The sequence below is a fragment of the Mycolicibacter sinensis genome (genome assembly GCF_001667375.1).
Classification (GTDB): domain Bacteria; phylum Actinomycetota; class Actinomycetes; order Mycobacteriales; family Mycobacteriaceae; genus Mycobacterium; species Mycobacterium sinense_A.
On the sequence record NZ_LZIN01000075.1, the window covers coordinates 1 to 22,232 of the forward strand.

19 protein-coding genes, 1 tRNA gene and 2 pseudogenes are annotated in these 22,232 nt (G+C 69.1%); 7 read left to right on the forward strand and 15 right to left on the reverse strand.

Translation table 11 applies throughout. The features are described from left to right. Positions 1-805 (reverse strand): annotated as a pseudogene (locus tag A5771_RS14950) (DUF7159 family protein); the annotation flags it as partial. A 302-nt stretch (positions 806-1,107) separates the two neighbouring features. Here A5771_RS14950 and glpK point away from each other — a divergent pair. Beyond that, on the forward strand, positions 1,108-2,625 hold the full coding sequence (gene glpK, locus A5771_RS14955; RefSeq protein ID WP_064855997.1) for a glycerol kinase GlpK: 1,518 nt from the start codon (positions 1,108-1,110) through the stop codon (positions 2,623-2,625). Between the two features lie 66 nt (positions 2,626-2,691). Here the strand turns inward: glpK and A5771_RS14960 are convergent, their stop codons facing one another. Next, on the reverse strand, positions 2,692-3,483 hold the full coding sequence (locus A5771_RS14960) for a PadR family transcriptional regulator (RefSeq protein ID WP_064855998.1): 792 nt from the start codon (positions 3,481-3,483) through the stop codon (positions 2,692-2,694). A 118-nt stretch (positions 3,484-3,601) separates the two neighbouring features. Here A5771_RS14960 and A5771_RS14965 point away from each other — a divergent pair, with 118 nt between their 5' ends. After that, positions 3,602-4,024 carry a PIN domain-containing protein gene (locus tag A5771_RS14965; protein ID WP_064855999.1) on the forward strand — a complete coding sequence of 141 codons (423 nt, stop codon included), beginning with the start codon at positions 3,602-3,604 and terminating at the stop codon, positions 4,022-4,024. Between the two features lie 26 nt (positions 4,025-4,050). On the opposite strand, the gene A5771_RS14970 is transcribed toward A5771_RS14965, so the two are convergent. Further along, positions 4,051-4,881, reverse strand: a complete 831-nt coding sequence (locus tag A5771_RS14970) for an RDD family protein (RefSeq protein ID WP_064856000.1) — start codon at positions 4,879-4,881, stop codon at positions 4,051-4,053. A gap of 32 nt (positions 4,882-4,913) precedes the next feature. Between A5771_RS14970 and A5771_RS14975 the strand changes: the two genes are divergently transcribed. Further along, positions 4,914-5,906 (forward strand): stage II sporulation protein M, encoded by a 993-nt coding sequence (locus tag A5771_RS14975; protein ID WP_064856001.1) that lies wholly within the window; start codon positions 4,914-4,916, stop codon positions 5,904-5,906. A 77-nt stretch (positions 5,907-5,983) separates the two neighbouring features. On the opposite strand, the gene A5771_RS14980 is transcribed toward A5771_RS14975, so the two are convergent. Genes A5771_RS14980 through A5771_RS15000 form a run of 5 tightly spaced genes read right to left on the reverse strand, consistent with a single transcriptional unit; the run spans position 5,984 to position 11,201 of the window. Beyond that, a complete protein-coding gene (locus A5771_RS14980) occupies positions 5,984-7,300 on the reverse strand; it encodes a DUF58 domain-containing protein (RefSeq protein ID WP_064856002.1) in 1,317 nt (438 codons plus the stop codon). Then, positions 7,297-8,277 (reverse strand): AAA family ATPase, encoded by a 981-nt coding sequence (locus A5771_RS14985; RefSeq protein ID WP_109401150.1) that lies wholly within the window; start codon positions 8,275-8,277, stop codon positions 7,297-7,299. The genes A5771_RS14980 and A5771_RS14985 overlap by 4 nt, the downstream gene beginning before the upstream one ends. Next, a complete protein-coding gene (locus A5771_RS14990; RefSeq protein ID WP_064856004.1) occupies positions 8,271-9,380 on the reverse strand; it encodes a DUF4350 domain-containing protein in 1,110 nt (369 codons plus the stop codon). The genes A5771_RS14985 and A5771_RS14990 overlap by 7 nt, the downstream gene beginning before the upstream one ends. Further along, positions 9,377-9,985 (reverse strand): DUF4129 domain-containing protein, encoded by a 609-nt coding sequence (locus tag A5771_RS14995; protein ID WP_064856005.1) that lies wholly within the window; start codon positions 9,983-9,985, stop codon positions 9,377-9,379. The genes A5771_RS14990 and A5771_RS14995 overlap by 4 nt, the downstream gene beginning before the upstream one ends. A 10-nt stretch (positions 9,986-9,995) precedes the next feature. Beyond that, a complete protein-coding gene (locus A5771_RS15000; RefSeq protein WP_064856006.1) occupies positions 9,996-11,201 on the reverse strand; it encodes a hypothetical protein in 1,206 nt (401 codons plus the stop codon). Positions 11,202-11,226: 25 nt separating this feature from the next. Between A5771_RS15000 and A5771_RS15005 the strand changes: the two genes are divergently transcribed. From A5771_RS15005 to A5771_RS24660, 3 genes and pseudogenes are all read left to right on the forward strand, one after another. Next, positions 11,227-11,691, forward strand: coding sequence for a GatB/YqeY domain-containing protein (locus A5771_RS15005; RefSeq protein ID WP_064856007.1), 465 nt, complete (start codon positions 11,227-11,229; stop codon positions 11,689-11,691). A 6-nt stretch (positions 11,692-11,697) separates the two neighbouring features. Then, positions 11,698-13,500, forward strand: coding sequence for a glycoside hydrolase family 15 protein (locus tag A5771_RS15010; protein WP_064856008.1), 1,803 nt, complete (start codon positions 11,698-11,700; stop codon positions 13,498-13,500). Between the two features lie 188 nt (positions 13,501-13,688). Then, a pseudogene (locus A5771_RS24660) lies at positions 13,689-13,838 on the forward strand (DUF3039 domain-containing protein); the annotation flags it as partial. 91 nt (positions 13,839-13,929) lie between these two features. Here A5771_RS24660 and A5771_RS15015 read toward each other — a convergent pair. The 5 genes from A5771_RS15015 to ponA2 form a co-directional block, all read right to left on the reverse strand. After that, positions 13,930-14,187: a DUF3297 family protein gene (locus tag A5771_RS15015; RefSeq protein WP_064856009.1), complete on the reverse strand. Its 258-nt coding sequence runs from the start codon at positions 14,185-14,187 to the stop codon at positions 13,930-13,932. 179 nt (positions 14,188-14,366) lie between these two features. Next, positions 14,367-14,440 (reverse strand) — tRNA-Pro (locus A5771_RS15020). Between the two features lie 314 nt (positions 14,441-14,754). Next, positions 14,755-15,861 (reverse strand): PLP-dependent cysteine synthase family protein, encoded by a 1,107-nt coding sequence (locus A5771_RS15025; RefSeq protein WP_064856010.1) that lies wholly within the window; start codon positions 15,859-15,861, stop codon positions 14,755-14,757. Then, the gene (locus A5771_RS15030) at positions 15,858-16,823 is read right to left on the reverse strand and encodes a metallophosphoesterase (RefSeq protein WP_064856011.1); all 966 of its coding nucleotides are present in this window, start codon (positions 16,821-16,823) and stop codon (positions 15,858-15,860) included. Before A5771_RS15030 ends, A5771_RS15025 begins: the two co-directional genes overlap by 4 nt. 38 nt (positions 16,824-16,861) lie before the next feature. Beyond that, positions 16,862-19,276: a transglycosylase/D,D-transpeptidase PonA2 gene (gene ponA2 / locus A5771_RS15035; protein WP_064856012.1), complete on the reverse strand. Its 2,415-nt coding sequence runs from the start codon at positions 19,274-19,276 to the stop codon at positions 16,862-16,864. A 332-nt stretch (positions 19,277-19,608) separates the two neighbouring features. Here ponA2 and A5771_RS15040 point away from each other — a divergent pair, with 332 nt between their 5' ends. Continuing rightward, positions 19,609-19,980 (forward strand): WhiB family transcriptional regulator, encoded by a 372-nt coding sequence (locus tag A5771_RS15040; protein ID WP_064856013.1) that lies wholly within the window; start codon positions 19,609-19,611, stop codon positions 19,978-19,980. A 10-nt stretch (positions 19,981-19,990) separates the two neighbouring features. Here A5771_RS15040 and A5771_RS15045 read toward each other — a convergent pair whose 3' ends face one another. Next, positions 19,991-21,145 (reverse strand): ArsA family ATPase, encoded by a 1,155-nt coding sequence (locus A5771_RS15045; RefSeq protein ID WP_064856014.1) that lies wholly within the window; start codon positions 21,143-21,145, stop codon positions 19,991-19,993. After that, complete coding sequence (locus tag A5771_RS15050) at positions 21,142-22,185, reverse strand: ArsA family ATPase (protein WP_082947269.1); 1,044 nt, start codon at positions 22,183-22,185, stop codon at positions 21,142-21,144. Before A5771_RS15050 ends, A5771_RS15045 begins: the two co-directional genes overlap by 4 nt. Positions 22,186-22,232 lie beyond the last annotated feature (47 nt).

Below are 22,232 nucleotides of genomic sequence, written 5' to 3' on the forward strand. Positions count from 1 at the left end.
CGGGCACCGCACTGTAGGCCAGATCGTCGACCCCGAAACTCGGGATGTCGTAGTACCCGGCAGCGATCACACCGGAGTCGGCTTCCTGCGTGTAGGCCAGCGCCGCGGTCGACGCTTGAACAGCGCCTACCACCCGGGTGGAGGCCAGCGCAGCACCGCGGGCCAGCGCCGCGTGTGGCTCCGCGGGCTCACACACCTCATAGCCGCACGTCGCCTCCAGCCGAGGACGGATCGCGCTGGAGTCGACCTCGGGGCAGACCAGAAGCAGGCCGTCCGGGCAGGTCTCCGGAGCGTTCAGCCGGCCGGCGACCGTGTCCACCGCGGCGGTGGGATCGCCTGCGTTCAGGGGCTGGCGGAACAAGCGGGTGATGGAACCGTCGGCGCAGTCGATGACGGCGAGGGTCGCCTCCGTCGACTCGATCGACAACAGGCCCATCCGATCGCAGCCGACCGTCTGGCCCAGGTTCTGCGCCAGGCTCGCGGCCGCCAGCGCGGGGGAGATCACGGCGACGTCGTCGAGGCCGTTAGCGGCCAACCGGGAACTCACCGCGGCGGCATCCAGCGGGTCGGTCACCGTCAACCCGGTCGACACCAGGTGGTACCCGGCGTAGCCGGCGGCTTCGCGCGCCCGCAGGATCGCGGCGATCGCCGCGTCCACCGCGGCGAAATCGGTGACGGTATCGGTCGGCACGTCGAAGTTGTGCGTCTCCAGGATGACGCCGTCCCCGTTCTCACCGCCCACCAGCACGGTGTGGATGGTGGCCGGCGGGGTTGATGCAAGGGTCACACCGAGAACGACGTCCATTGCTTCTCCGATTGATCGAGCTCCACGTGCCCGGGCCAGGCGACGAGGGTTTACCAACGGCTTCGCCCACTCGATCGACACCGTTTGTTCACCATTACGACATCTACCGGTGACACATGGAAATATGCGATTGCGCGAATAAATACTGTCTGATGGCTTCGTGAAGACTGTCTAATTTTGTGGACCGGCGTCGCTCGCCGAGCCGTCCCCGCGCCCGCGTAGCGCCGCCCGATCCGGCCGGTTTGAGCCATGATGGACGCTGAAGCGACCGGCAGGGCGCGTACTGGGGAAAGGAGTCAGACTTGGGCGATTTCGTCGCGTCGATCGACCAGGGCACCACCAGCACCCGCTGCATCATTTTCGATCATGACGGCGCTGCAGTGGGCCGTCACCAACTTGAACACGAACAGATCCTGCCGCGGGCGGGGTGGGTCGAACACGACCCGTTCGAACTGTGGAACCACACCGCGGCGGTGCTGGTGTCGGCGCTGAACACCACCAAGCTCGAAGCCGCCGACCTGGCCGCGATGGGCATCGCCAACCAGCGCGAGACGACGGTGGTGTGGAACAAGGAAACCGGCCAGCCGTATTACAACGCGATCGTCTGGCAGGACACCCGGACCGACTACATCGCCGCGGCCCTGGAACGCGACGGGCACGGCGAGGTGATCCGGCGCAAGACGGGTCTGCCGCCGGCCACCTACTTCTCCGGCGGCAAACTGCAGTGGATTCTGGACAACGTCGACGGTGTGCGCGCCGATGCCGAACGCGGCGACGCCCTGTTCGGCACCTGCGACTCCTGGGTGCTGTGGAACCTGACCGGTGGCCCGCGTGGCGGCGTGCATCTGACCGACGTCACCAACGCCAGTCGCACCATGCTGATGAACCTGGAGACGCTGGACTGGGACGACGAACTGCTGGCGCTGTTCTCGATCCCGCGGGTGATGCTGCCGCGCATCACCCCGTCGTCGACCCGACGCCGGCATCCGGTCACCGCGAGCACCGGGCCGCTGCGCGGCGAGGTGCCGATCGCCGGCATCCTGGGCGATCAGCAGAGCGCCATGGTCGGCCAGGTGTGCCTGTCGGCGGGGGAGGCCAAGAACACCTACGGCACCGGAAACTTCCTGCTGCTCAACACCGGTGAGCAGATCGTGCGCTCCGACAACGGCCTTCTCACCACGGTCTGCTATCAGTTCGGCGACGCCAAGCCGGTCTATGCCCTGGAGGGCTCGATCGCGGTCACCGGCTCGGCGGTGCAGTGGTTGCGTGACCAGCTGGGCATCATCAGCGGCGCCACGCAGGTGGAGTCGCTGGCCCGTCAGGTCGCCGACAACGGCGGGATGTACTTCGTGCCGGCGTTCTCCGGGCTGTTCGCGCCGTACTGGCGTTCGGATGCGCGCGGCGCGATCGTCGGATTGTCGCGATTCAACACCAATGCACACCTGGCTCGGGCGACGCTGGAGGCGATCTGCTACCAAAGCCGCGACGTGGCCGAGGCGATGGAAGCCGATTCCGGTGTGCACCTTGGGGTTTTGAAGGTCGACGGCGGTATCACCGCCAACGATCTATGCATGCAGATCCAGGCCGATGTGCTCGGCGTCGACGTGGTCAAGCCGGTAGTCGCAGAAACCACCGCGCTGGGCGCGGCGTACGCCGCCGGGCTGGGCGTCGGGTTCTGGAGGAACCCCGAGGACCTGCGGGCCAACTGGCAGGAGCACAAACGCTGGACGCCGAACTGGTCCGACGACCAGCGCGCCGAAGGCTACGCCGGATGGCGAAAGGCGGTGCAGCGCACCCTGGACTGGGTCGAGCTGCCCTGAGAATGACCGCGCGCAGGCGGGTGGTGCCCGGCGCGTTGGTGCCGAGCCGTTGCCGGACAGTCAAGCTCAGTCCGTTTCGCCGAGGATGCCGTAGATCTCCTTGCGGGCGCCGTTGACTATGTCGACGATGCGCTGCTGCTGTTCGGGCGTGGCGGCCTGACCGGCCTGTGCGACCGCGCCGAACAACTGGCCGATCGCGGTGCGCAGATTGATCTGGCCCGGGTCGGCACCGTCAGCGATCTCCTCCCACGGCGCGGTCTCGATCTCCGCGGCGACCGTGCGGCCGTCCTCGGTCAGCTCGAAAAGGCGTTTCTTGCCGTCGGTTTCGCTGCCGGCGATCAAGCCCTCGTCGACCAGCATCTGCAGGGTCGGGTAGACCGATCCGGGGCTGGGGCGCCAGAGTTGCTGGCTGCGTTCGGCGATCTGCTGGATGATCTCGTAGCCGTGCATCGGACGCTCGGCCAGCAGGGCCAGGATGGCGATGCGCACGTCACCGCGCCGGCTGCGGTTGCCGCGCCGGTGCCCACGATGCCCGCCCGGACCGAAGCCGAACCCGAACCCGGGGCCGCCGGGGCCAAAACCCGGGCCGAAGCCCGGACCGAAGCCGTGCCGGAAATCAGGGCCGAATCCGGGCCCGCATCCGGGGCCACCGGGCTCGTGACCGGGACTGAAGCCGAAGGGCCCGCAGTGGTCGACGGCATGGTCGCGCAGTTGCCTGCGGAACTCCCGCCGAGCCTGCCGGCGCGCGGCGTGCGCGGCCCGGCGCAGGTGCGGTGTCGCTGGCCCGAACCCGAAACCACCGGGTGCCTCAGCGTTTTCCGTGCAGGGCCCGTCGGACGGACCGAAGGGGATGTTCATTCGCCACCTCATTCCTCTCGGACAGGAGCGCTCCCCGCTCCCGATACGTTGACGATATATCGAGACCTATCGGAGTGCAACGAAAACGTAAGTGGGATTTGACTGACTCGGGACGGCGTTGACGACTGCGAGTGCGGTGGCGGTCGACGCCAGCGTCGCGGTGCCACTGTTGAGCGCCAGCCACGAGCACCACGAGCAGGTGGCGGCGTGGGCATCCGGGCGGACCCTGTGTCTGACCGGGCAAAGCCTGGCGGAGACGTACGCGGTGCTGACCCGACTGCCCGGTGACGCGCGGGTAGCCGCGCCGGATGCGGTGCGCCTCATCGACGAGAACTTTCCCCAACCGCTTGCGCTTTCGGCCCGCGCCGCCCGAGTGCTCCACCGGGAATGTGCCGCCGACGGCGTCAGTGGCGGAGCGACTTATGACGCGCGGGTGGCCTTGGCGGCTCGAGAGCGCGGGGTATCCGTGACTACCAGGGATGCGCGGGCGCGTTCCACCTATGAGGCGATGGGCGTTGTGGTCGAACACGTGCGGTCCTAGTTGCGACCGCGTGATAGCCGCAGCGGTTACCTCGGCGGTGCGAACTCACCGGTGCCCGGCGGCGGCCACGGACCGGGGCCTGGCGAGAAATAGGGGAGTGGCGGGCCGGCCTGCAATCGCGCCAGTTCGCGTTGATGGCGCTCGGCGAGCACCGCCGCCAGCACCAGTTCCGGCGGGGCGTCCGGGGGCGGCGGCGGTGAGATGTGCGCGAGCACTTCACCGGAGATCCGGTAGGCCATCATCTGCCGGGTGTGCGGGTCGAGCTGAGCCGCGCGGCCGAGGAATTGCCTTGCCAGTTCGGCGGATTCGGGTCGCAGCCCGGAAAGCTGCAGGGCGGACGCCCACCAGGCCAGCCCGGGCGGCATCAGCGGCGGCGGCTCCGAGGCCGGTCCGCGTTCGCTGATCACCACCGTGCCGGCGAAGATGTCGCCCAGGCGTTTCCCGCGAGCCGACAGCAGGCTGCAGATCACCGCCGGGCTGCCGGTCAGCGCCCAGATCTCCACCACGCCGGCCAGCGCCCGAAACAGCGCCTGGCGGAAGCGTTCCGGGCCGCCGTCATCGGAGACCACCCGCAGCCCCATCGCCATCTTGCCCAGCGACCGGCCGCGGGTGACGGTCTCGAAGGTGACCGGATAGCCGACCAGCAGCAGCACCGCGAAGATGATCATGATCGCGGCGGTCAAGGCGTCGTCGAACTGGCCCAGCGTCATCGCCCAGAGCACGATCGAACACAGGTAAGCCACCATGACGACGGCGATGTCGATCAGCGCGCTGACCGCTCGCACCGGCAGCTGCGCGATCGCGATGTCGAGGACGACGGCATCGCCGGTCACCAGCTCGGGGCTGCGGTACGGCATAGAGCAGACGCTACGCGGTTAGGCTCGACGCCGTGGATGTCGACGCCTTCGTGCTGACCCATCGCCCCAGCTGGGAGCGGCTGGAGTCGCTGGTCAAGAACCGTCGCCGGCTCAGCGGTGCCGAAGTCGACGAACTCGTCGAGCTCTACCAGCGGGTGTCCACCCACCTGTCGGTGGTGCGCTCGTCGTCGACGGATTCCGCGCTCATCGGGCGGCTCTCGGGTCTGGTGGCCCGCGCACGTGCCGCCGTCACCGGCGCGCATGCCCCGCTGGCCTCGGAGTTCGTGCGGTTCTGGACGGTGTCGTTTCCGGTGGTGGCCTACCGGGCCTGGCGGTGGTGGCTGGGCACCGCCGCCGCCTTCCTGGCCGTCGCGGTGGTCATCGCCTGCTGGGTGGCCGGCAATCCCGACGTGCAGGCGGTGATCGGCACTCCCGCGGAACTCGACCGGCTGGTCAACCATGAATTCGCCGCGTACTACAGCGATCACCCGGCCGGATCCTTCGCCCTGCAGGTCTGGGTGAACAACGCCTGGGTGGCCGCGCGCGCCATCGCCTTCGCGGTGCTGCTGGGCCTGCCGATCCCGGCACTGTTGTTCGCCAACGCCGCCAACCTCGGGGTGGGACTCGGGCTGATGTTTCACGCTGGCCGGGGCGGGTTCATGCTCGGCCTGCTCGCCCCGCACGGCCTGCTGGAGCTGACCGCGGTGTTTCTGGCCGGCGCGGTCGGTATGCGGCTGGGCTGGATGGTGATCGCCCCGGGGGACCGGCCGCGCGGGCAGGTGCTCGCCGAGCAGGGCCGCGCCGTCGTCGCGGTCGCCGTCGGCCTGGTGGTGGTGCTGGCCGTCTCCGGACTGCTGGAGGCGATCGTGACGCCGTCGGGCTTGCCGACGTGGCTGCGGATCGGCATCGGGGTGGTCGCCGAGGCGGCGTTTCTGGCCTACGTGGTGTACTTCGGCCGGAGGGCGGTTGCCGCCGATGAGACCGGCGACATCGCCGACGCGCCCGACGTGGTGCCCACGGGCTGATTTTCCTCGCCGAGCAGTCGTGAAAGCCCCCTTTACGAACGCAATTTAGGGGCTTTCACGTCTGCTCCCGACAAGGGTCACAGCCGTCCGGCGGCCTTCATCGCCAGGTAGGCATCGGCCAGCGCCGGCGCCAGTTCGTCGGGCGGGGCGTCGATGACCTGCACACCGCTGCGGCGCAACTTGGCCGCCACCGCCTGCCGCTGGTTGCGCGAGCGTTCCGCGGCGCCGGCGTCGTAGACCGCGGCGGCGTCGGTGCGCACGCGAGCCAGCCGTTCCACCCGGGGATCGGCGACCGCGGCCAGGATCACCAGGTGTTCGGCGGTCAGTTTCGGCAGCACCGGCAGCAGCCCTTCCTCCAGCGCTGAGGCGTTCAGATCGGTGAGCAGCACCACCAGGTTGCCCCGGCGCGCCCGCCGGGACAAGGTGGCCAGCATTGCCGTGGCGTCGGATTCGACCAACGCCGGTTGCAGCGGTGCCATCGCGTCGACCAGCTGGGCGAACAACCGGGTGCGCGAGGCGCCGAACACCCCGGCCCGGATCACCGCGTCGTGGGCGAGCAGATCGACATGGTCACCGGCGCGTAATGCCAACGCCGCCAACAACAATGCGGCATCCATCGACCAATCCAGCCGGGGCCAGCCGGCCGGGTCGCGCGCGGTCGGGTCGACACCGATCCGGCCCGCCGCGGTCCGCCCGGTGTCGAGCACGATGACGACGCGCCGGTCCCGTTCGGGCCGCCAGGTTCGCACCACCACATCGGAGCGCCGGGCGGTGGCCCGCCAGTCGATCGAGCGCACGTCGTCGCCGGCGACGTACTCGCGAAGCGAGTCGAACTCGCTGCCCTGGCCTCGCACCAGTGCCGGCAGGTTCCCGTCGATCTCGCGCAGCCGGGCCAGCCGCGCCGGCAGATGCCGGCGAGACAAAAACGGCGGCAGCACCCGCACTTGCCCGGCCACCACCCGGGAGCGTTGCCGCCCGGCCAATCCCAGCGGCCCGACCGAACGCACCGTGACCCGGTCGGCGTGCTGGTCGCCGCGACGAATCGGCCGCAGCTCGGTGCGCACCCGATGCTCCTGGCCGGCGGGCAGGTCGAGCGGGTGGGCGCGTGGCGAGGCGCAGGCACTGGGCGGCCAGGCGTCGCGCAACTGCCCGCGCAACCGGCGGTCGCCGTGCAGGATCAGGGTGGTCGGCACCGACTGGCCGAGTCGCACGGCGCTCTCCATCGTCCGGGTGATGCGCAACGCGGCCGGATCGGCGGCCACCGCGATGTCGAACACCACCGCCACGGCGAGCACAGCCAGCAGCACGGCGAACGCCGTCGCCGGCCAGGGAGCCAGCGCGACGGGCAGGGCGCACGCCAGTGCGACCAGCGCGGTGCGACCGGTCAGGATCACCAGCGCGGCACCGGAACCGAGGCCAGGATGCCGTCGAGCACGCCGTCGGCGCTGGCGCCTTCGAGTTCGGCCTCCGGGCGCAACATCACCCGGTGCCGCAGCGTGGCACGGGCCATCGCCTTGACGTCGTCGGGCGTGACGTAGTTGCGCCCGGACAGCCATGCCCACGACCGCGATGTGGCCAGCAGTGCGGTCGCCCCGCGCGGCGAGACGCCCAGCTGCAACGCCGGCGAGTGCCGGGTCGCGGCGACCACGTCGACGATGTATCCCAGCACCTGGTCGGCGACCAGCACCTGGCGCACCGCGGCGCGGCCGGCCGCCAGATCCGCGGCGCCGGCCACCGGAGCGACCGCGGACAGGTCGTGCGGGTCGAAACCCCGAGCGTGCCGGGACAAGATGTCGATCTCGGCCTCCCGCCCGGGCAGCGGGACGGTCAACTTGAGCAGGAAACGGTCGAGTTGCGCCTCGGGCAATCGGTAGGTGCCCTCATACTCGATCGGGTTGGCGGTCGCCGCCACAATGAACATTTCCGGCAGCGGTTTGGCCGCCCCGTCCACACTGACCTGCCCCTCCTCCATCGCCTCCAGCAGTGCCGCTTGGGTTTTCGGCGGGGTGCGGTTGATCTCGTCGGCCAGCAGCAGGTTGGTGAAGATGGGGCCAGGGCGAAAGGCGAACTGTGCGGTGTGAGTGTCATAGACCAGCGAGCCGGTGATATCGCCGGGCATCAGGTCCGGGGTGAACTGGACCCGTTTGAAGTCCAGTCGCAGCGCTGCGCTCAGCGTGCGGACCAGCAGCGTCTTCGCCACGCCCGGAACGCCTTCGAGCAACACGTGGCCACGACACAGCAGCGCGATCACCAGGCCGCTGACCACAGCGTCCTGGCCGACCACCACCTTGGCGACCTCGGTGCGCAACGCCAGCAGCGCCTCGCGTGCCGCCGCTGCGGCCGGATTGGGCGGGGAAGTAGGTGTCACGATCCGGTGACCTGCCTTTCGATATCGTCGAGTGCCTGAGCAAGACCGACCAGTGCGTCATCTGAGTCCGGCGGCGGACCGAACAGCAAGTGCCCCAACCAGTCCGGATGCGCTCCGATGCGCTGGGCCGCCGCCGCGACCAGGGCCGGTGGATCCGGGGCAGGCCCCAACCCCAGCCGCGGGGCGAGTCGCCGCACGGTCGCGGTGCGCAGCGCGGCGGCGGCCCGGTCGCGGGCCCGTCGTGAGCGGTAGAGCCGGCCGAGGCCCTCCACGGTCTCCGAGGCGCGCACGACGACCGGCATTCGCTCGGTGACCAGCGGGCCCAGCCGGCGCCCCTTCCACAACGCAGCCAGCGCCAACGCCACACACAGCTGCCAGAACAGCCAGGTCACCTGGTTGGGAATGAGCTCCAGAAGTGTTGCACTGCCGGAACGTCCGCCTTCGATGTGCTGGGGTGCATACCAGACCAGCCGGTTCCCGGCGCCGGCCAGGTTCATCGCCAGGGCGGCGTTTCCTTCGCGGGCCAGATCGGTGTTGGTCATGAAGGACGAGCTGCCGACCACCGTGACGGTCCGATCGTCGACGGAGAAGCGCACCAGTGCACCGTCATAGCAGCTGCGCACCGGCTTGCCGTGTGAGGCAAGGTAAGTCGCGGTGGTGCCCAGGTCTACCCTCCCGGCTCGCTGGGCCTCGCGCAGGCTGCAGCCGGGCTGGCGGGTGAAGGTACGAGCCGGGCCGGATCGGATCTCGGGGGCCAGGGCTTTACGTGCCCGTGCGTCGGGTGCCACTAGCAGCCGGTCGCCGGGCAATCCGGCCAGCCGGCTCAGCAGCTCGTCGCCGACGATGCGCTGGGTTTCGGCCACCAGCACCAGCGCATCCGGTCGCGCCGCGCGGGTGACGTCGTCGAGGGTGCCGGCGATCACCACCTCGACGCCGCGATCACGCAACAGTGCCACCACGGCGTGCGCGCCCTGCGGGCCGGTGGCATTCGGATCCATCCGGCCACCCGGGCGCGCACCGGTCAGATAGCCGCCGATCGCTGAAACCGCCACGATCACGACCAAAGCCACCGTGCTCCACAGCCACGTCCGGCGAGTGAGCTTCATCGGTGCCCCCGCCGCTGCGTCATGGATTCCACCCGCTCGTCCAGTTCGGCGACGATCCGATAGCCCTCCGGGGTGGCCGGCAGCTCGCCATAGCTGACGTCGTTGAACGTCTCGGCGGCGCGCAGCAGCGCCTCCGCCAGCTCCGGCAGCGCCGTGCCGGCGTCGCGGGCCAGTTCGGTGGCGGTGCGGCCCTGCGCCGGGTCGATCACCCCGGTTTCCTCGAGTCCGCGGGCCACTGCCCGCAGTCGGTGCCGGATCGCGTCGGCCCATTCGCCGGATGCGGCGCAGCGCTGCGCGGCCGCGCGGTGTTCTGCGGCGCTGAGCACCGCGGCGCCGAATAACGGCCGGTTGGTGTCACCGTCGCGCAGCATGCGCCGGCCGACCACGATGGCGGACACCACCGCCGCGGCCAGCACGATCAGCAGCACGCTGATGGTGAACCATCCGCCGGGTAGCTCCGCGCCTTTGAGAACCAACCGCCGAATCAGCGCCTCGATGAAGTCGATCAACTGCTGCTTGGGCGAGGGCCGCGGGTAGATCGGTTTGCTCAGTTCACGTTCGGCGGCCTCGCGAGCGGCTTCGCGGTCGATGTCGACGGTGGGCACCCGGCAGTCCTCACCCCGGCGGCCGGGTCAGCCACAGGTGGTCGGTCGACCCGCCGGCGTACGGCCCGCTTGTCGCGCCGGTCCGCAGCACCAGGTCGAACGCCTCGGAGCGGATCCGGCGATCGGTGTAGAGCAGCACCGCCACGCCGGCGGTGAAGGGCAGCACGATGATCTGGCCGATGGTCGAACCGATCCGGGACAACAGGCCCAGCTGCGCTGAGCCGGTCAGCGCGTCGGCGCCGTGGCTGACCGCCATCCCGGCGATGTTGAACGGGAACGCCACCGCGCTGCTGATCAGCGAGGCGATCAGCGCGGTCAGGATCATGATGCCCAGCACCCGCCAGAAACTGTTGCGCACCAGGGCGAACGAGCGGCGCATCGCCTCGAACACCGGTTGGCGCTCCAGCACGATCACCGTCGGTGCGAACACCAATACCGCATAGCCGTAGCCGCACGCCGCGATCAACGCGAGCACCAGCGGCAGGCCGACCAACACGGCGGCCCCGCTGCCGCCGGCTCCACCGGCGATCGCGACGACGAACGCGACGAAACCGAACAACACCGCCGCCGCCAACCCGATCAGGGCGGTCAGGCCGATCAACGCCGCAAAACGGGTGCGGACGATCGCCCAGGCTTCCCCGACGGTGATCGGTGAACCGAACACCGAGCGCCCGACGACGGCGGTCAGCATGCCGGTCAGCACGATGGTGCCCAGGGCGGTCGCGATGCCGGCGCCGGCGAACGCGATCATCCAGGCCGCGACGTCGCCCCCGGAGATCTCGCTGGCCGACGGTCCGGCATGCGCCGGCCCGACCGCCCGTAGCAGACCGACCAGCGCGACTCCGCTGATGATCTGGGTGGCCACCACGACGATCGCGGTCAGCCCGAGCACGACGGCGGGGTTGGCCCGGACATAGCCGACGGCGCCGTTGTAGATATCGGTCAGGCTGAGCGGGCGCAGCGGGATCACACCGGGTTTGAGCTCAGGCTGCGGATAACCCGGGCCGTAACCCGGCGGAAGACCGTAACCCGGCGGCGGGCCGTAGCCCGGTGGTGGCGGCCCATACCCGGGAGGCGGCGGGCCGTAACCCGGTGGCGGGCCGTAGCCCGGCGGTGGTGGTCCATAACCCGGCGGCGGACCCCAACCCGGCGGCGGCGGCCCGTAACCGGGTGGAGGAAAACCTGGGCCGGGGTAGCCGGGCGGCGGATTCACCATGGGGCTGAGCGTAGCGTTATGCAGCATGGCGGAACTCAAATCGCAGTTGCGGGCGGACCTGACCGAAGCGATGAAGGCGCAGGACAAGCTGCGCACCGCGACCCTACGAATGCTGCTGGCCGCGATCCAGTCCGAAGAAGTCTCGGGCAAGCAGGCCCGTGAGCTGACCGACGACGACGTGCTCAAGGTGCTAAATCGCGAGGCCCGCAAGCGGGCGGAGTCGGCGGAGATCTACACCCAGAACAGCCGCGGCGAGCTCGCGGCCGAAGAACACGCCGAGGCGCGGATCATCGCCGAGTATCTGCCCGAACCGCTCACCGAGGCCGAACTGGCCGACGTCGTCGACACCGCGCTGGCACAGGTGGCCGAGCAGATCGGGGAGCGCCCGCACATGAAGCACATGGGTCTGGTGATGAAGGCCGCCACCGAGATCGCGGCGGGCAAGGCCGACGGTTCCCGACTGTCGGCCGCGGTCAAGGACCGCCTCTAGTCGCCGATGGGGTCGGCGCCGATCGAGGACTACGCGCTGCTGGGTGACTTGCACACCGCGGCGCTGCTGGGCCGTGACGGCAGTATCGACTGGCTGTGCCTGCCGCGGTTCGATTCACCGGCCTGTTTTGCCGCGTTGCTGCACGACGAGTCCGCCGGTTATTGGCGCCTCGCTCCGGCGGCCGGCGGCCCGGCCACCCGGCGCGGCTACCGCGGGGACACCCTGATCGTCGACAGTGAATGGGACACCGACGGCGGCACGGTGCGCATCACCGACTTCATGCCGCCGCGGGGCAAAGTCGCCGACGTGGTCCGGATCGTCGAAGGCGTGTCCGGGCGGGTGCAGATGCGGATGGATCTGGCGATCCGTTTCGACTACGGCAGTGTGGTGCCCTGGGTGCGCCGCAGCGACGGCGGGCTGATCGCGGTCGCCGGACCGGACACGGTCTGCCTGACCAGTCCGGTCACCATGCGGGGTGAAAACCTCACGACGGTAGCGGAATTCGAGGTCTCCGCCGGGGAGAAGGTACCGTTTGTGCTGACCCACGTGGCGTCGCACCTGCTGCCCGACGCCGCGCGTTCGGAGGCCACGCGCGCGCTGGGGAAAACCATCTCGTTCTGGCAGAACTGGATCGACCAGTGCTCCTATCGCGGCCAGTGGTCCGATGCGGTGCGCCGTGCGGTGATCACCCTCAAGGCGCTGACCTACGCCCCCACCGGGGGAATCGTCGCCGCCGCCACTACGTCACTGCCGGAATGCCTCGGCGGAGTGCGGAATTGGGATTACCGCTACTGTTGGCTGCGGGATGCCACCTTCGCCCTGCAGGCGCTGCTGGGCACCGGCTACGTCGCCGAAGCCAAGGCCTGGCGGGAATGGCTGGTGCGCGCGGTGGCCGGCGACCCGGCCAAATTGCAGATCATGTACGGCCTGGACGGCACCCGCCGGCTGCCGGAGCAGACGCTGGATTGGCTGTCGGGTTACGAGGGTTCGGCGCCGGTGCGGGTCGGCAACGGCGCCGCGGGCCAGTTCCAGCTCGACGTGTGGGGGGAGGTGCTCGACGGGCTGAACCTGGCGCTGGATTCCGGCCTGGAATGCGAGGACACCGCCTGGGACATCCAACGCGCCCTGCTGGACTTCCTCGAGGGCAACTGGGACCGGCCCGACGCCAGCCTGTGGGAAGTGCGGGGACCGCAACGGCATTTCGTGCATTCGAAGGTGATGGCGTGGGCGGGCGTGGACCGAGCGGTGCACGCGGTGCAGGCCCACGGCCGCGAAGGCCCGGTCGATGCGTGGCGGGCGCTGGCCGAGACCATCCACGCCGACGTCTGCGAGCACGGCTTCGATGCCGAGCGGGGCACGTTCACCCAGTACTACGGCTCGGCCGGCCTGGATTCGGCGCTGCTGCTGATTCCCCGGGTGGGATTCCTGCCGTGGGACGACCCGCGGGTGGTGGGAACCGTCGACGCGGTGCAGCGCGAGCTGTCCAGCGACGGCTTCTTGAGGCGCTATGAGACCGACGACTCCGATTCCGACGGCGACGTCGACGGGCTGCCCGGCACCGAAGGCGCGTTCTTGGTGTGCACGTTCTGGCTGGCCGATGCGCTGCACGGCATCGGCCGCCGCGACGAGGCCCGGGCGCTGTTCGAGCGGCTGCTGGGCCTGCGCAACGACGTCGGGCTGCTCAGCGAGGAATACGACACCGCCGCGCGCCGGCAGATCGGCAATACTCCGCAGGCGTTCTCGATGGTGGGGCTGGTCAACACCGCCCGAGGGCTCAGCGGGGAAGCGACGCGGACGCGAAACCACTAGCGGTCCGGGGAGTTCCCGCATCGATGTCGCTGGAGCCACGCCTGCTCAGTCGTGGTTGAAATGCGCCGAGAGCGCGATCAGGATCGTCACGATGACCAGGATCGCGACGATCGGAATCGCCCACGGCAGTACTTCCATCACAAAGCCAGGGTAGGCCGGTCTCGTCACTACCGGGTCGACACTGCCACTACACCCACCGCAAGCACATTGCCGGCAGCACCATCGAGGGCTCGGCCGTACGTGCCCTCTGCGGTGCCTACTTCGTACCATGCCGCGACCACACCGACCTGCCTGTGTGCCCGAATTGCCAACAGCGCTACGCCGCTTTGCCTCGGTGAGCGCCGGGGACTGCGGAATGTTGGTGAGATAGGGATCGGGTCGCCCTCCGGCCAAGAGGGCTAGGCCGCGCCATTAGTCCGAGGGCGTCCGCTATTCCGCTCCGCGGAAATATGGTTCAACCGTGCCGCTGAGCTTGACGACCATCGGATTGCCGCGGCGATCCTTGGCGGTAGGGACTTCCACACGCACCCAACCCTCGGCCACGTTGTATTCGTGCACATTAATTTTCTCGACGCCATTGAAGCGAATACCCACGTCGCGGCGGAGCACCTCTTCGCTATAGAAGGGGCTGCGCGGATCGATGGAGAGGTGATTTGGTGGAACGTCTGTGTTCTGATCCTCGGACATGATGGCTTTCGTTCAATGCTGCGTTGAGTTCTTGGATTTGATCCTCTAAGAACCTACGCGACCGTGTAGTAGCGGGTTCCGCGTAGGTGTTGGCGGGCCGCGCTCGACGCCCGGACCACGACGCGAAACGGCCCCGACCGGATCGACCGGTCAGAGCCGTCTAGCTGCAACAACCTGAGTCGGGGTGGCGGGATTCGAACCCACGACCTCTTCGTCCCGAACGAAGCACGCTACCAAGCTGCGCCACACCCCGTGTGAAGCCACGACAGCGTATCGCACCGCCCCCGCAGCGACCCAAACGCGCTGCCCATTAGGAGATCTGCGGGCAACGATCACCTGGGCGGACGCCGCCGAGCCCAGCCCGACGAGTGCCCCCGGTCACCCCACCCCCACCAGCATGAAACGGCCCACAAACCGGCGCGGGAAGCTGCAAATGCAGCCAAAACTAGGCAGACTGGCTAATAACGTCTAGCAAGGGAGCCAGATCATGACGGTGTTGGGCGGAGCGCTGTATACCGGTTTCTTCGCACTGGCTGCGCTGTGGCTGGTGGCCACCAACCCCGACGCTCAGGCGAACGCGAAGCGGCAGGACCGCTCGAACTCGGCCAGCACCGCAGCAGGACCCGTCGGGTCCAGCCCCTGCTGTGCCACCCAGTCGTCGCAGAAGTAGGTGTCGGCGTAGCGGTCACCGCTGTCAGCCAGCAGAGTCACCACCGACCCGCTGCGCCCGTCGGCGACCATCTCGGCCAGCAACCCGAACGCGCCCCACACGTTGGTCCCCGTCGAGGCGCCCACCCGCCGGCCCAGTACCGCGCTGACGTGTCGTGCCGCGGCTACCGACGCCGCATCGGGCACCGCCACCATCCGATCCACCACATCGGGTAGGAACGACGGCTCCACCCGCGGTCGCCCGATGCCCTCGACGCGCGACGACTCTTCGATCACCAGGTCATACCGGCACTGCTCGTAGGCCGGGTAGAACGCCGAATGCTCCGGGTCGACCACGCACAGCCGGGTGGCGTGCCGGCGATACCGGATGTAGCGCCCGATCGTCGCGCTGGTGCCACCGGTGCCCGCCCCGACCACGATCCACTCCGGGATCGGATGGGCTTCCTCGCGCAGCTGGGAGAAGATCGACTCGGCGATGTTGTTGTTGCCGCGCCAGTCGGTGGCCCGCTCGGCGTTGGTGAACTGATCCAGGTAGTGCCCGCCGATCTCGCGAGCGATCCGCTCGGCTTCGGCGTAGACGTCGGCGGAATGCTCCACAAAATGGCACCGCCCGCCCTGTGCCTCGATCAACGCCACTTTGGACGCGCTGGTCGAGCTCGGCATCACCGCGACGAACGGCAGGCCCAGCAGGGCGGCGAAATAGGCCTCGGATACCGCCGTGGACCCCGACGACGCCTCCACCACCGTGGTCCCCTCGGCGATTCGGCCGTTGCACAGTCCGTAGAGGAACAGCGAGCGGGCCAGCCGGTGCTTGAGGCTGCCGGTGATGTGGGTGGTCTCGTCTTTGAGGTACAGCGCGACATCGGCGTCGGCGGCCCACGCCGACGGCAGCGGGTAGCGCAGCAGGTGGGTGTCGGCGCTGCGCCGCGCGTCGGCCTCGATCAGCCGGATCGCGTTGTCGGCCCAGCGGCGGGGATGGCCGCGGTCGGCGATCCGGGTGGTCAACTGGCCGATATGGACGGCTGCGTGGATCCGCGGGTCAGGCGTGCGTCGTCGCCGCCGGTCGGCGCGGGGACCAGAGTCAGCAGGGTGGCCTCCGGGCGGCAGGCGAACCGCACCGGCGCGAACGGCGAGGTGCCGATCCCCGCCGAGACGTGCAGCCGCATCTGGGCGCCCCATTGCGAGGGCCCCTTGACGCGGGAGCGGTCCAGGCCGCAGTTGGTCACCAGCGCCCCGTAGAGCGGCACGCACAGCTGCCCGCCGTGGGTGTGGCCGGCCATCACCAGCTGGTAGCCGTCGGCGGCGAAGCGGTCCAGCACCCGGGGCTCCGGCGAGTGCGTCAGCCCGAGCCGCAGGTTGGCGGTCGGGTCGGCCGGGCCGGCGATGGTGTCGTAGCGGTCGCGTTTGATGTGCGGGTCATCAACCCCGGCCGCGGCGATCCGCTGACCGGCCACGTCGAATTCGCGACGGTTGTGGGTCAGGTCCAGCCAGCCGCGTTCGGTGAACGCCGCCCGCAGGTCCTGCCACGGCAGCGGCGTGCCGTAGACGCGATGCGTCGGCTTGGTCAGGTATTTCGCCGGGTTCTTCGGCCGCGGCCCGAAGTAGTCGTTGCTGCCGAAGACGAACACCCCGGGCAACGACAGCAGATCGCCCAGGGCCTGCACCACGGCCGGCACCGCCTTCGGGTGGGCCAGGTTGTCGCCGGTGTTGACCACCAGGTCCGGTTCCAGACGCACCAGCTCACGCAGCCACGCCTGTTTGCGGCGCTGGCCGGGTCGCATGTGGATGTCGCTGATGTGCAGCACCCGCAGCGGTGACGAGCCCGGCGTCAGCACCGGCAGCGTCGCCTCGCGCACCACAAAGGCGTTGCGTTCGATGATCGCGCCGTAGCCGATAGCCAGGGCCGCCGGCCCGAGCGCAGCCGATGCGGCGACCAGGGACCGGGTCAGGGCGGGTGATGCAGCCATGAACGCCAGCCTACTGCGCCGCGGCGGCCCTCCCGCGCCTACGGCGGCGGCGCGGGAGGCGGCAGCAGCGGAATGGTGATCGGCGGCAGCCCCGGAATCTCCACCACCGTCGAGCCCACCGGCGCCGGCATGCCCTCCGGCGGGGGCGGCGGTGGCGGCGGGATGCCGTTGCTCACCTCGATGGTGATGATCGATCCGGGGATGGTCTGTCCGTTCGGCGAGGTGCCGACCACCGCTCCGGAGCGGGCGCTGCTGTTGACCCAGTTCGGCTGGTCGGCGACCTGGAATCCGCCCTCTTTGAGCCGAGTCCGCGCGGCATCGACGTCCAGGCCGACGACGCTGGGCACCCGGGAGTTGGGGCCGCCGTCGACGTAACGCGGGTCGGTTGGCGGCATGACGACGTCGCCGAAGTCGGTGGCGATCGGCTTCATCGCGGCGAACCAGGTCCGGGCCGGCTCGTTGCCGCCGTACAGATCGCCGTCACCGCAGTGCCGCAGCGGGAACGAGCACAGGTCCGACGGCGAGCTGGAGTCGTCGAAGATGTAGTTGGCCGCCGCGTAGCGGTTGGTGAAGCCCAAAAAGCCCGAGGATCGGTGCGCCTCGGTGGTGCCGGTCTTGCCCGACATCGGCAGATCCCAGCCCACCGAGCCGGCCGCGGGCGCCGCCGTGCCGCCGCCCTGGATGTCCTTACTCAACGCGTTGGCCAGGGTGTTCGCCAGCCCCTCGGGAACCACCCGGTCACAGGTCTCGGTGGCGACGGCCACCTCGTTGCCGTCGCGGTCGAAGACCTTGTCGATCGGATTCGGCGGGCACCACACGCCACCGGAGGCCAGGGTGGCCGCGACGTTGGACAGCTCCAATGCGTTGACCTCGATCGGGCCCAGGGTGAACGAACCCAGGTTCTGTCGTTTGACGAAGTCGGCCAGGCTCTCGTTGCTGTCCGGGTCGTAGTCGCGGGCGGTGCCGGGATCGGCGTAGGAACGCAGCCCCAGCTTGATCGCCATGTCGACGGTGCGGCCCACCCCGACCTGGGAGATGAGCTTGGCGAACGCGGTGTTGGGCGAAGTGGCCAGCGCGGTGGAGACGTTCATCGGCGAGCGGTAGGGGGCGACGTTGACCACGCACCAGGTCTCCTTGGGGCAGCCTTTGGCGCCCCCGCTGCCCATGCCCTTGGTCTGGAACCGGCCCGGCACCTCGAGTTCGGCGTTGATGCCCATGCCCATCTCCAGCGCGGCGGCCACCGTGAAGGTCTTGAAGATCGATCCGGCACCGTCCCCGACGAGCGAGAACGGTTGCGGCCGCATGGTTTCGCCGATCTCACCATTGAGGCCGTAGGTGCGGTTGCTGGCCATCGCCAACACCGGGTGGGCGTCGCTGCCGGGCTTGATCACGCTCATCACGCTGGCGATGCCCTGCACGTTCGGGTTGGCGAAACTGTCGATCGCCTGCTTGACCGGGCCCTGCACGTCGGGGTCCAGCGTGGTGCGAATGACGTAGCCGCCGCGGGCCACCTGCTCCTTACTGATGCCGGCCCGGGCCAGGTACTCCTGCACGTAGTCGCAGAAAAAGGCCCGGTCGCCGGCTGCGATGCAGCCCCGCGGCAACTCGTTGGGTTGCGGCAGGATGCCCAGCGGCTCCTCCTTGGCCGCCCGCAGTTCATCGGCCCTCTCCGGCAGGTTCTCGACCATGGTGTCCAGCACCAGGTTCCGCCGTGCCAGCGCCCCCTCGGGATTGGTGTAGGGGTTCAACGCGCTGGTCGACTGCACCATCCCGGCCAGCAGCGCCGACTGCTGCCAGTTGAGGTCCGAGGCGTCGACGCCGAAGTAGGTCTGGGCCGCATCCTGGATGCCGAACGAGTTGTTGCCGAACGACACCAGGTTCAGGTAGCGGGTCAAAATCTGCGGCTTGCTGAAGGTGCGGTCCAGGGTGAGCGCCATCCGGATCTCGCGCAGTTTGCGCGCCGGGGTGGTCTCGACCGCGGCGCGCTTCTCGGCATCGGTCTGGGCCAGCACCAGCAGCTGGTAGTTCTTGATGTACTGCTGCTCGAGGGTGGACCCGCCGCGGGTGTCGATGTCTCCGGAGGCGTAGCCGGCCAGCCCGGTCAGCGTGCCTTTCCAGTCGACGCCGCTGTGCTCGGCGAACCGCTTGTCCTCGATCGAGACGATCGCCAGCTTCATCGTGTCGGCGATCTTGTCGCTGGGAACCTCGAAGCGGCGCTGCGAGTACAACCACGCAATGGTGTTGCCCTTGGCGTCGACCATCGTCGACACCGCCGGCACCTCACCGCTGACCAGTTGGGTCGATCCGTTGGCTACCACGTCGGAGGCCCGATTGGAGATCAAGCCGATACCGCCCGCGACCGGGAACAGCAAGGCCGCCAACAGCACGGCGGCCAGCAAACAACACCCGGCCAGTTTGAGCACGATGGGGCCGGTCGGGGGACGCTCCGACATGGCTAACACCCTAACGCCGGTAGCCGGTGGCGCCCACCGAAGTCCCCGGCAGACCCCGAACGGCCGGATCCGCTGAATTGCCGCCGACGTCAGAAAAGGCCGGGTCGACCGCGCCCGCAGCGGCTACTGGCCGCGCAGATCATGATCGGACGGCACGGTTGTCCCAAAAAGGGGGGCGTCTACCAGTTGCGCAGATGCCACCTGACCACCTAACTTGGACATCGAGTGCGATTCAGGTAACACTGATGACACGATGTGGCGTAGATCGCATTTGTGGTCGACGTTGATGTTGAATAGGTGGCTGCCGGGGCGGCCGGGACGGAGGATCGTCAGTGTCTATTACACGGCCAGCGGTTCAAAAGACCAGCACAGCAGTGGCTGCACCTTCCCAACCTCCCCGAACCGTCCTACGCGGCGTGCAGGACGAGGGCAGGATCGCCTGGGTCTCCAAGGCGCTCTGCCGGGGCGCCGACCCCGATGAACTCTTCGTGCGCGGTGCCGCGCAGCGCAAAGCAGCGGTGATCTGCCGGCACTGCCCGGTGGTACTCGAATGCCTCGCCGACGCCCTGGACAACCGGGTCGAGTTCGGCGTGTGGGGCGGCATGACCGAGCGGCAACGCCGGGCGCTGCTCAAGCAGCACCCCGAGGTCACCTCCTGGCGGGAGTACTTCGCCGCCCAGCGCAAACAGCGCGACGCGGGCTGAACCGCCGCGGCTACTTCGCCGTCAGCTGGTCGGCGATCGCGCTCAGCGCCTCCAGGTCGGAGACATCGAACGGCAGTGACGGAACCCCGACGATGGGAACCCGCGGGTTCGCCCGGGTGAAGCGCGACAGCAGCCGCACCTCACGCTTGGCGGTGGCACCCCGTTCGGCGTGAATCTGCAGCGCCGCGGTGGTCAGCGCCTTCGCCCCGTCCGACAGCGCCGCGGTGGCCGGTTCTTCCTGCAACGTCTCGATGGCGTCGATGGCGCGCTCAATGGGAAGTTGGCACAGCATCGGATGGGTCCGGTTGAGGATCAGCCCGGCCAGCGGCATGTGCTCCTGGGAGAGCCGGTCGACGAAGAACGACGCCTCGCGCAACGCATCGGGCTCCGCGGCCGACACCACCACGAACTGGGTGCCACGGCGCTTGAGCAGCTCGTAGGTGCGATCCGCCTTCTCCCGGAAACCGCCGAACGTGGCGTCCAAGGATTGGACGAAACCGGCCGCGTCGGAAAGCATTTGAGAGCCCAGCACGGTCGACAGCGCCTTCATCGCCAAGCCCAGCGCTCCGGCGACCAACTTGCCGAAGCCGCGTCCGGGGCCCAGCAGCAGCTTCCACAACCGGCTGTCCATGAAACTGCCCAGGCGCTTCGGTGCGTCCAGGAAGTCCAGGGCGTTACGCGACGGCGGGGTGTCGACCACCACCAGATCCCAGCGGTCCTCGGCGAGCAGCTGGCCGAGTTTCTCCATGGCCATGTATTCCTGCGTGCCGGACAGCGAGGTGGCCACCGTTTGATAGAACTGGTTGTTCAAGATGGCCTCCGCCCGCTCCGGGCCGGAGTACTGCGTCACCATCTCGTCGAACGTGCGGCGCATGTCGAGCATCATCGCGTGCAGTTCGCCGGACACCTCGGGACCCAGCGGTACCCGCTGCGGGGTGTTGCCCAGGGCGTCGATGCCCATGGCCTGCGCCAGCCGCCGGGCCGGGTCGATGGTCAGCACCACCACGCGGCGGCCGTATTCGGCGGCCCGCAGCGCCATCGCGGCGGCGGTGGTCGTCTTGCCGACGCCGCCGGCGCCGCAACACACCACCACGCGGTTGGCGGTGTCGGCCAGGATTGCGGCCATGTCCAGTGCCAGCGGCTTGCCGGCCGGGTCGGGTGTCATCGAACCCCCTGTTGGGCGAGGATCTCGGAGAGCTCGTAGAGGCTGCCGAGGTCGACCCCGTCGGTGATCGTCGGCAGATGCAGCCGCGGGACCTTCAGCTGTTCCAGCTGTTCGGCCGTTTCGGTGCGGGCGCTGATGCGGGTGGCGTGCTGGATGGTCTCGGTCAGCAGGCCGGCGAAATCGTCGTCGTCCAGGGTGATCCCGGCCGCAGTCAGGCCGGCGCGGACCGCGTCGGCGTCGACAACACCCTCGGCCGCCTTGGCCAGATCGTCGGGCTGCAGATGTGCGGGGATGTCGCGGTTGACGATCACGCTGCCGATCGGCAGGTCCAGGTCCCGCAGCTCGTCGATGGCCTCCAGGGTCTCCTGCATCGGCAGGGACTCCAACAGCGTCACCAGGTGGATGGCGGTCTGATCCGAGTGCAGCAGCTTCACCACACCTTCGGCCTGCGAATGCACCGGGCCGCCCTTGGCCAGCTGCGAAACCGCCTTGGTGACGTCGAGGAACCGGGCGATCCGGCCGGTGGGCGGCGCGTCGACCACGATCGCGTCGTAGACCGGCTTCTTGTTCTTGTCGGTCTGGATCACGTGGTACTTGATTTTGCCGGTGAGGATGACGTCGCGCAGGCCCGGCGCGATGGTGGTGGCGAATTCGACGGCCCCGACGCGGCGCATCGCCCGTCCGGCGATACCCAAGTTGTAGAACAGGTCGAGGTATTCCAGGAACGCGGCTTCGATGTCCATCGCCAGCGCATCGACCTCCCCGCCGTCTTCGGCGGTGGCCACCTTGAGCGGGGTAATGGGCAGCGGCGGCACGTCGAAGAGCTGCGCAATGCCTTGGCGCTCTTCGACTTCCACCAGCAGCACCCGGCGTCCGCCGGCCGCCATGCACAACGCCAGCGCGGCCGCCACCGTCGTTTTGCCGGTGCCGCCTTTGCCTGTCACGAAATGCAGCCGGGCCTTGGTCAATCGCGAAGGCCAGCCGATAGGTCCCGTGCCCGCCGGCGCGCGAGCGCCGTCCTTCCCCGGTGTGGCTGTCACCACTGCATGCTAACCAAGCGCTTGTGGGTGCTAGCGATAAGCTCGCT

Excerpts from the sequence above, each read along its gene's own strand:
- A5771_RS15015 (WP_064856009.1), bottom strand. The coding sequence starts at position 14,187 with ATGTCCGAGGATCAGAACACAGACGTTCCACCAAATCACCTCTCCATC.
- A5771_RS14960 (WP_064855998.1), bottom strand. The coding sequence starts at position 3,483 with ATGAACATCCCCTTCGGTCCGTCCGACGGGCCCTGCACGGAAAACGCT.
- A5771_RS15010 (WP_064856008.1), top strand. The coding sequence starts at position 11,698 with ATGGGGTCGGCGCCGATCGAGGACTACGCGCTGCTGGGTGACTTGCAC.
- A5771_RS15030 (WP_064856011.1), bottom strand. The coding sequence starts at position 16,823 with ATGGCTGCATCACCCGCCCTGACCCGGTCCCTGGTCGCCGCATCGGCT.
- A5771_RS15005 (WP_064856007.1), top strand. The coding sequence starts at position 11,227 with ATGGCGGAACTCAAATCGCAGTTGCGGGCGGACCTGACCGAAGCGATG.
- A5771_RS15000 (WP_064856006.1), bottom strand. The coding sequence starts at position 11,201 with ATGGTGAATCCGCCGCCCGGCTACCCCGGCCCAGGTTTTCCTCCACCC.
- ponA2 (WP_064856012.1), bottom strand. The coding sequence starts at position 19,276 with ATGTCGGAGCGTCCCCCGACCGGCCCCATCGTGCTCAAACTGGCCGGG.
- A5771_RS14990 (WP_064856004.1), bottom strand. The coding sequence starts at position 9,380 with ATGAAGCTCACTCGCCGGACGTGGCTGTGGAGCACGGTGGCTTTGGTC.
- A5771_RS15045 (WP_064856014.1), bottom strand. The coding sequence starts at position 21,145 with ATGACACCCGACCCGGCCGGCAAGCCGCTGGCACTGGACATGGCCGCA.
- A5771_RS14970 (WP_064856000.1), bottom strand. The coding sequence starts at position 4,881 with ATGCCGTACCGCAGCCCCGAGCTGGTGACCGGCGATGCCGTCGTCCTC.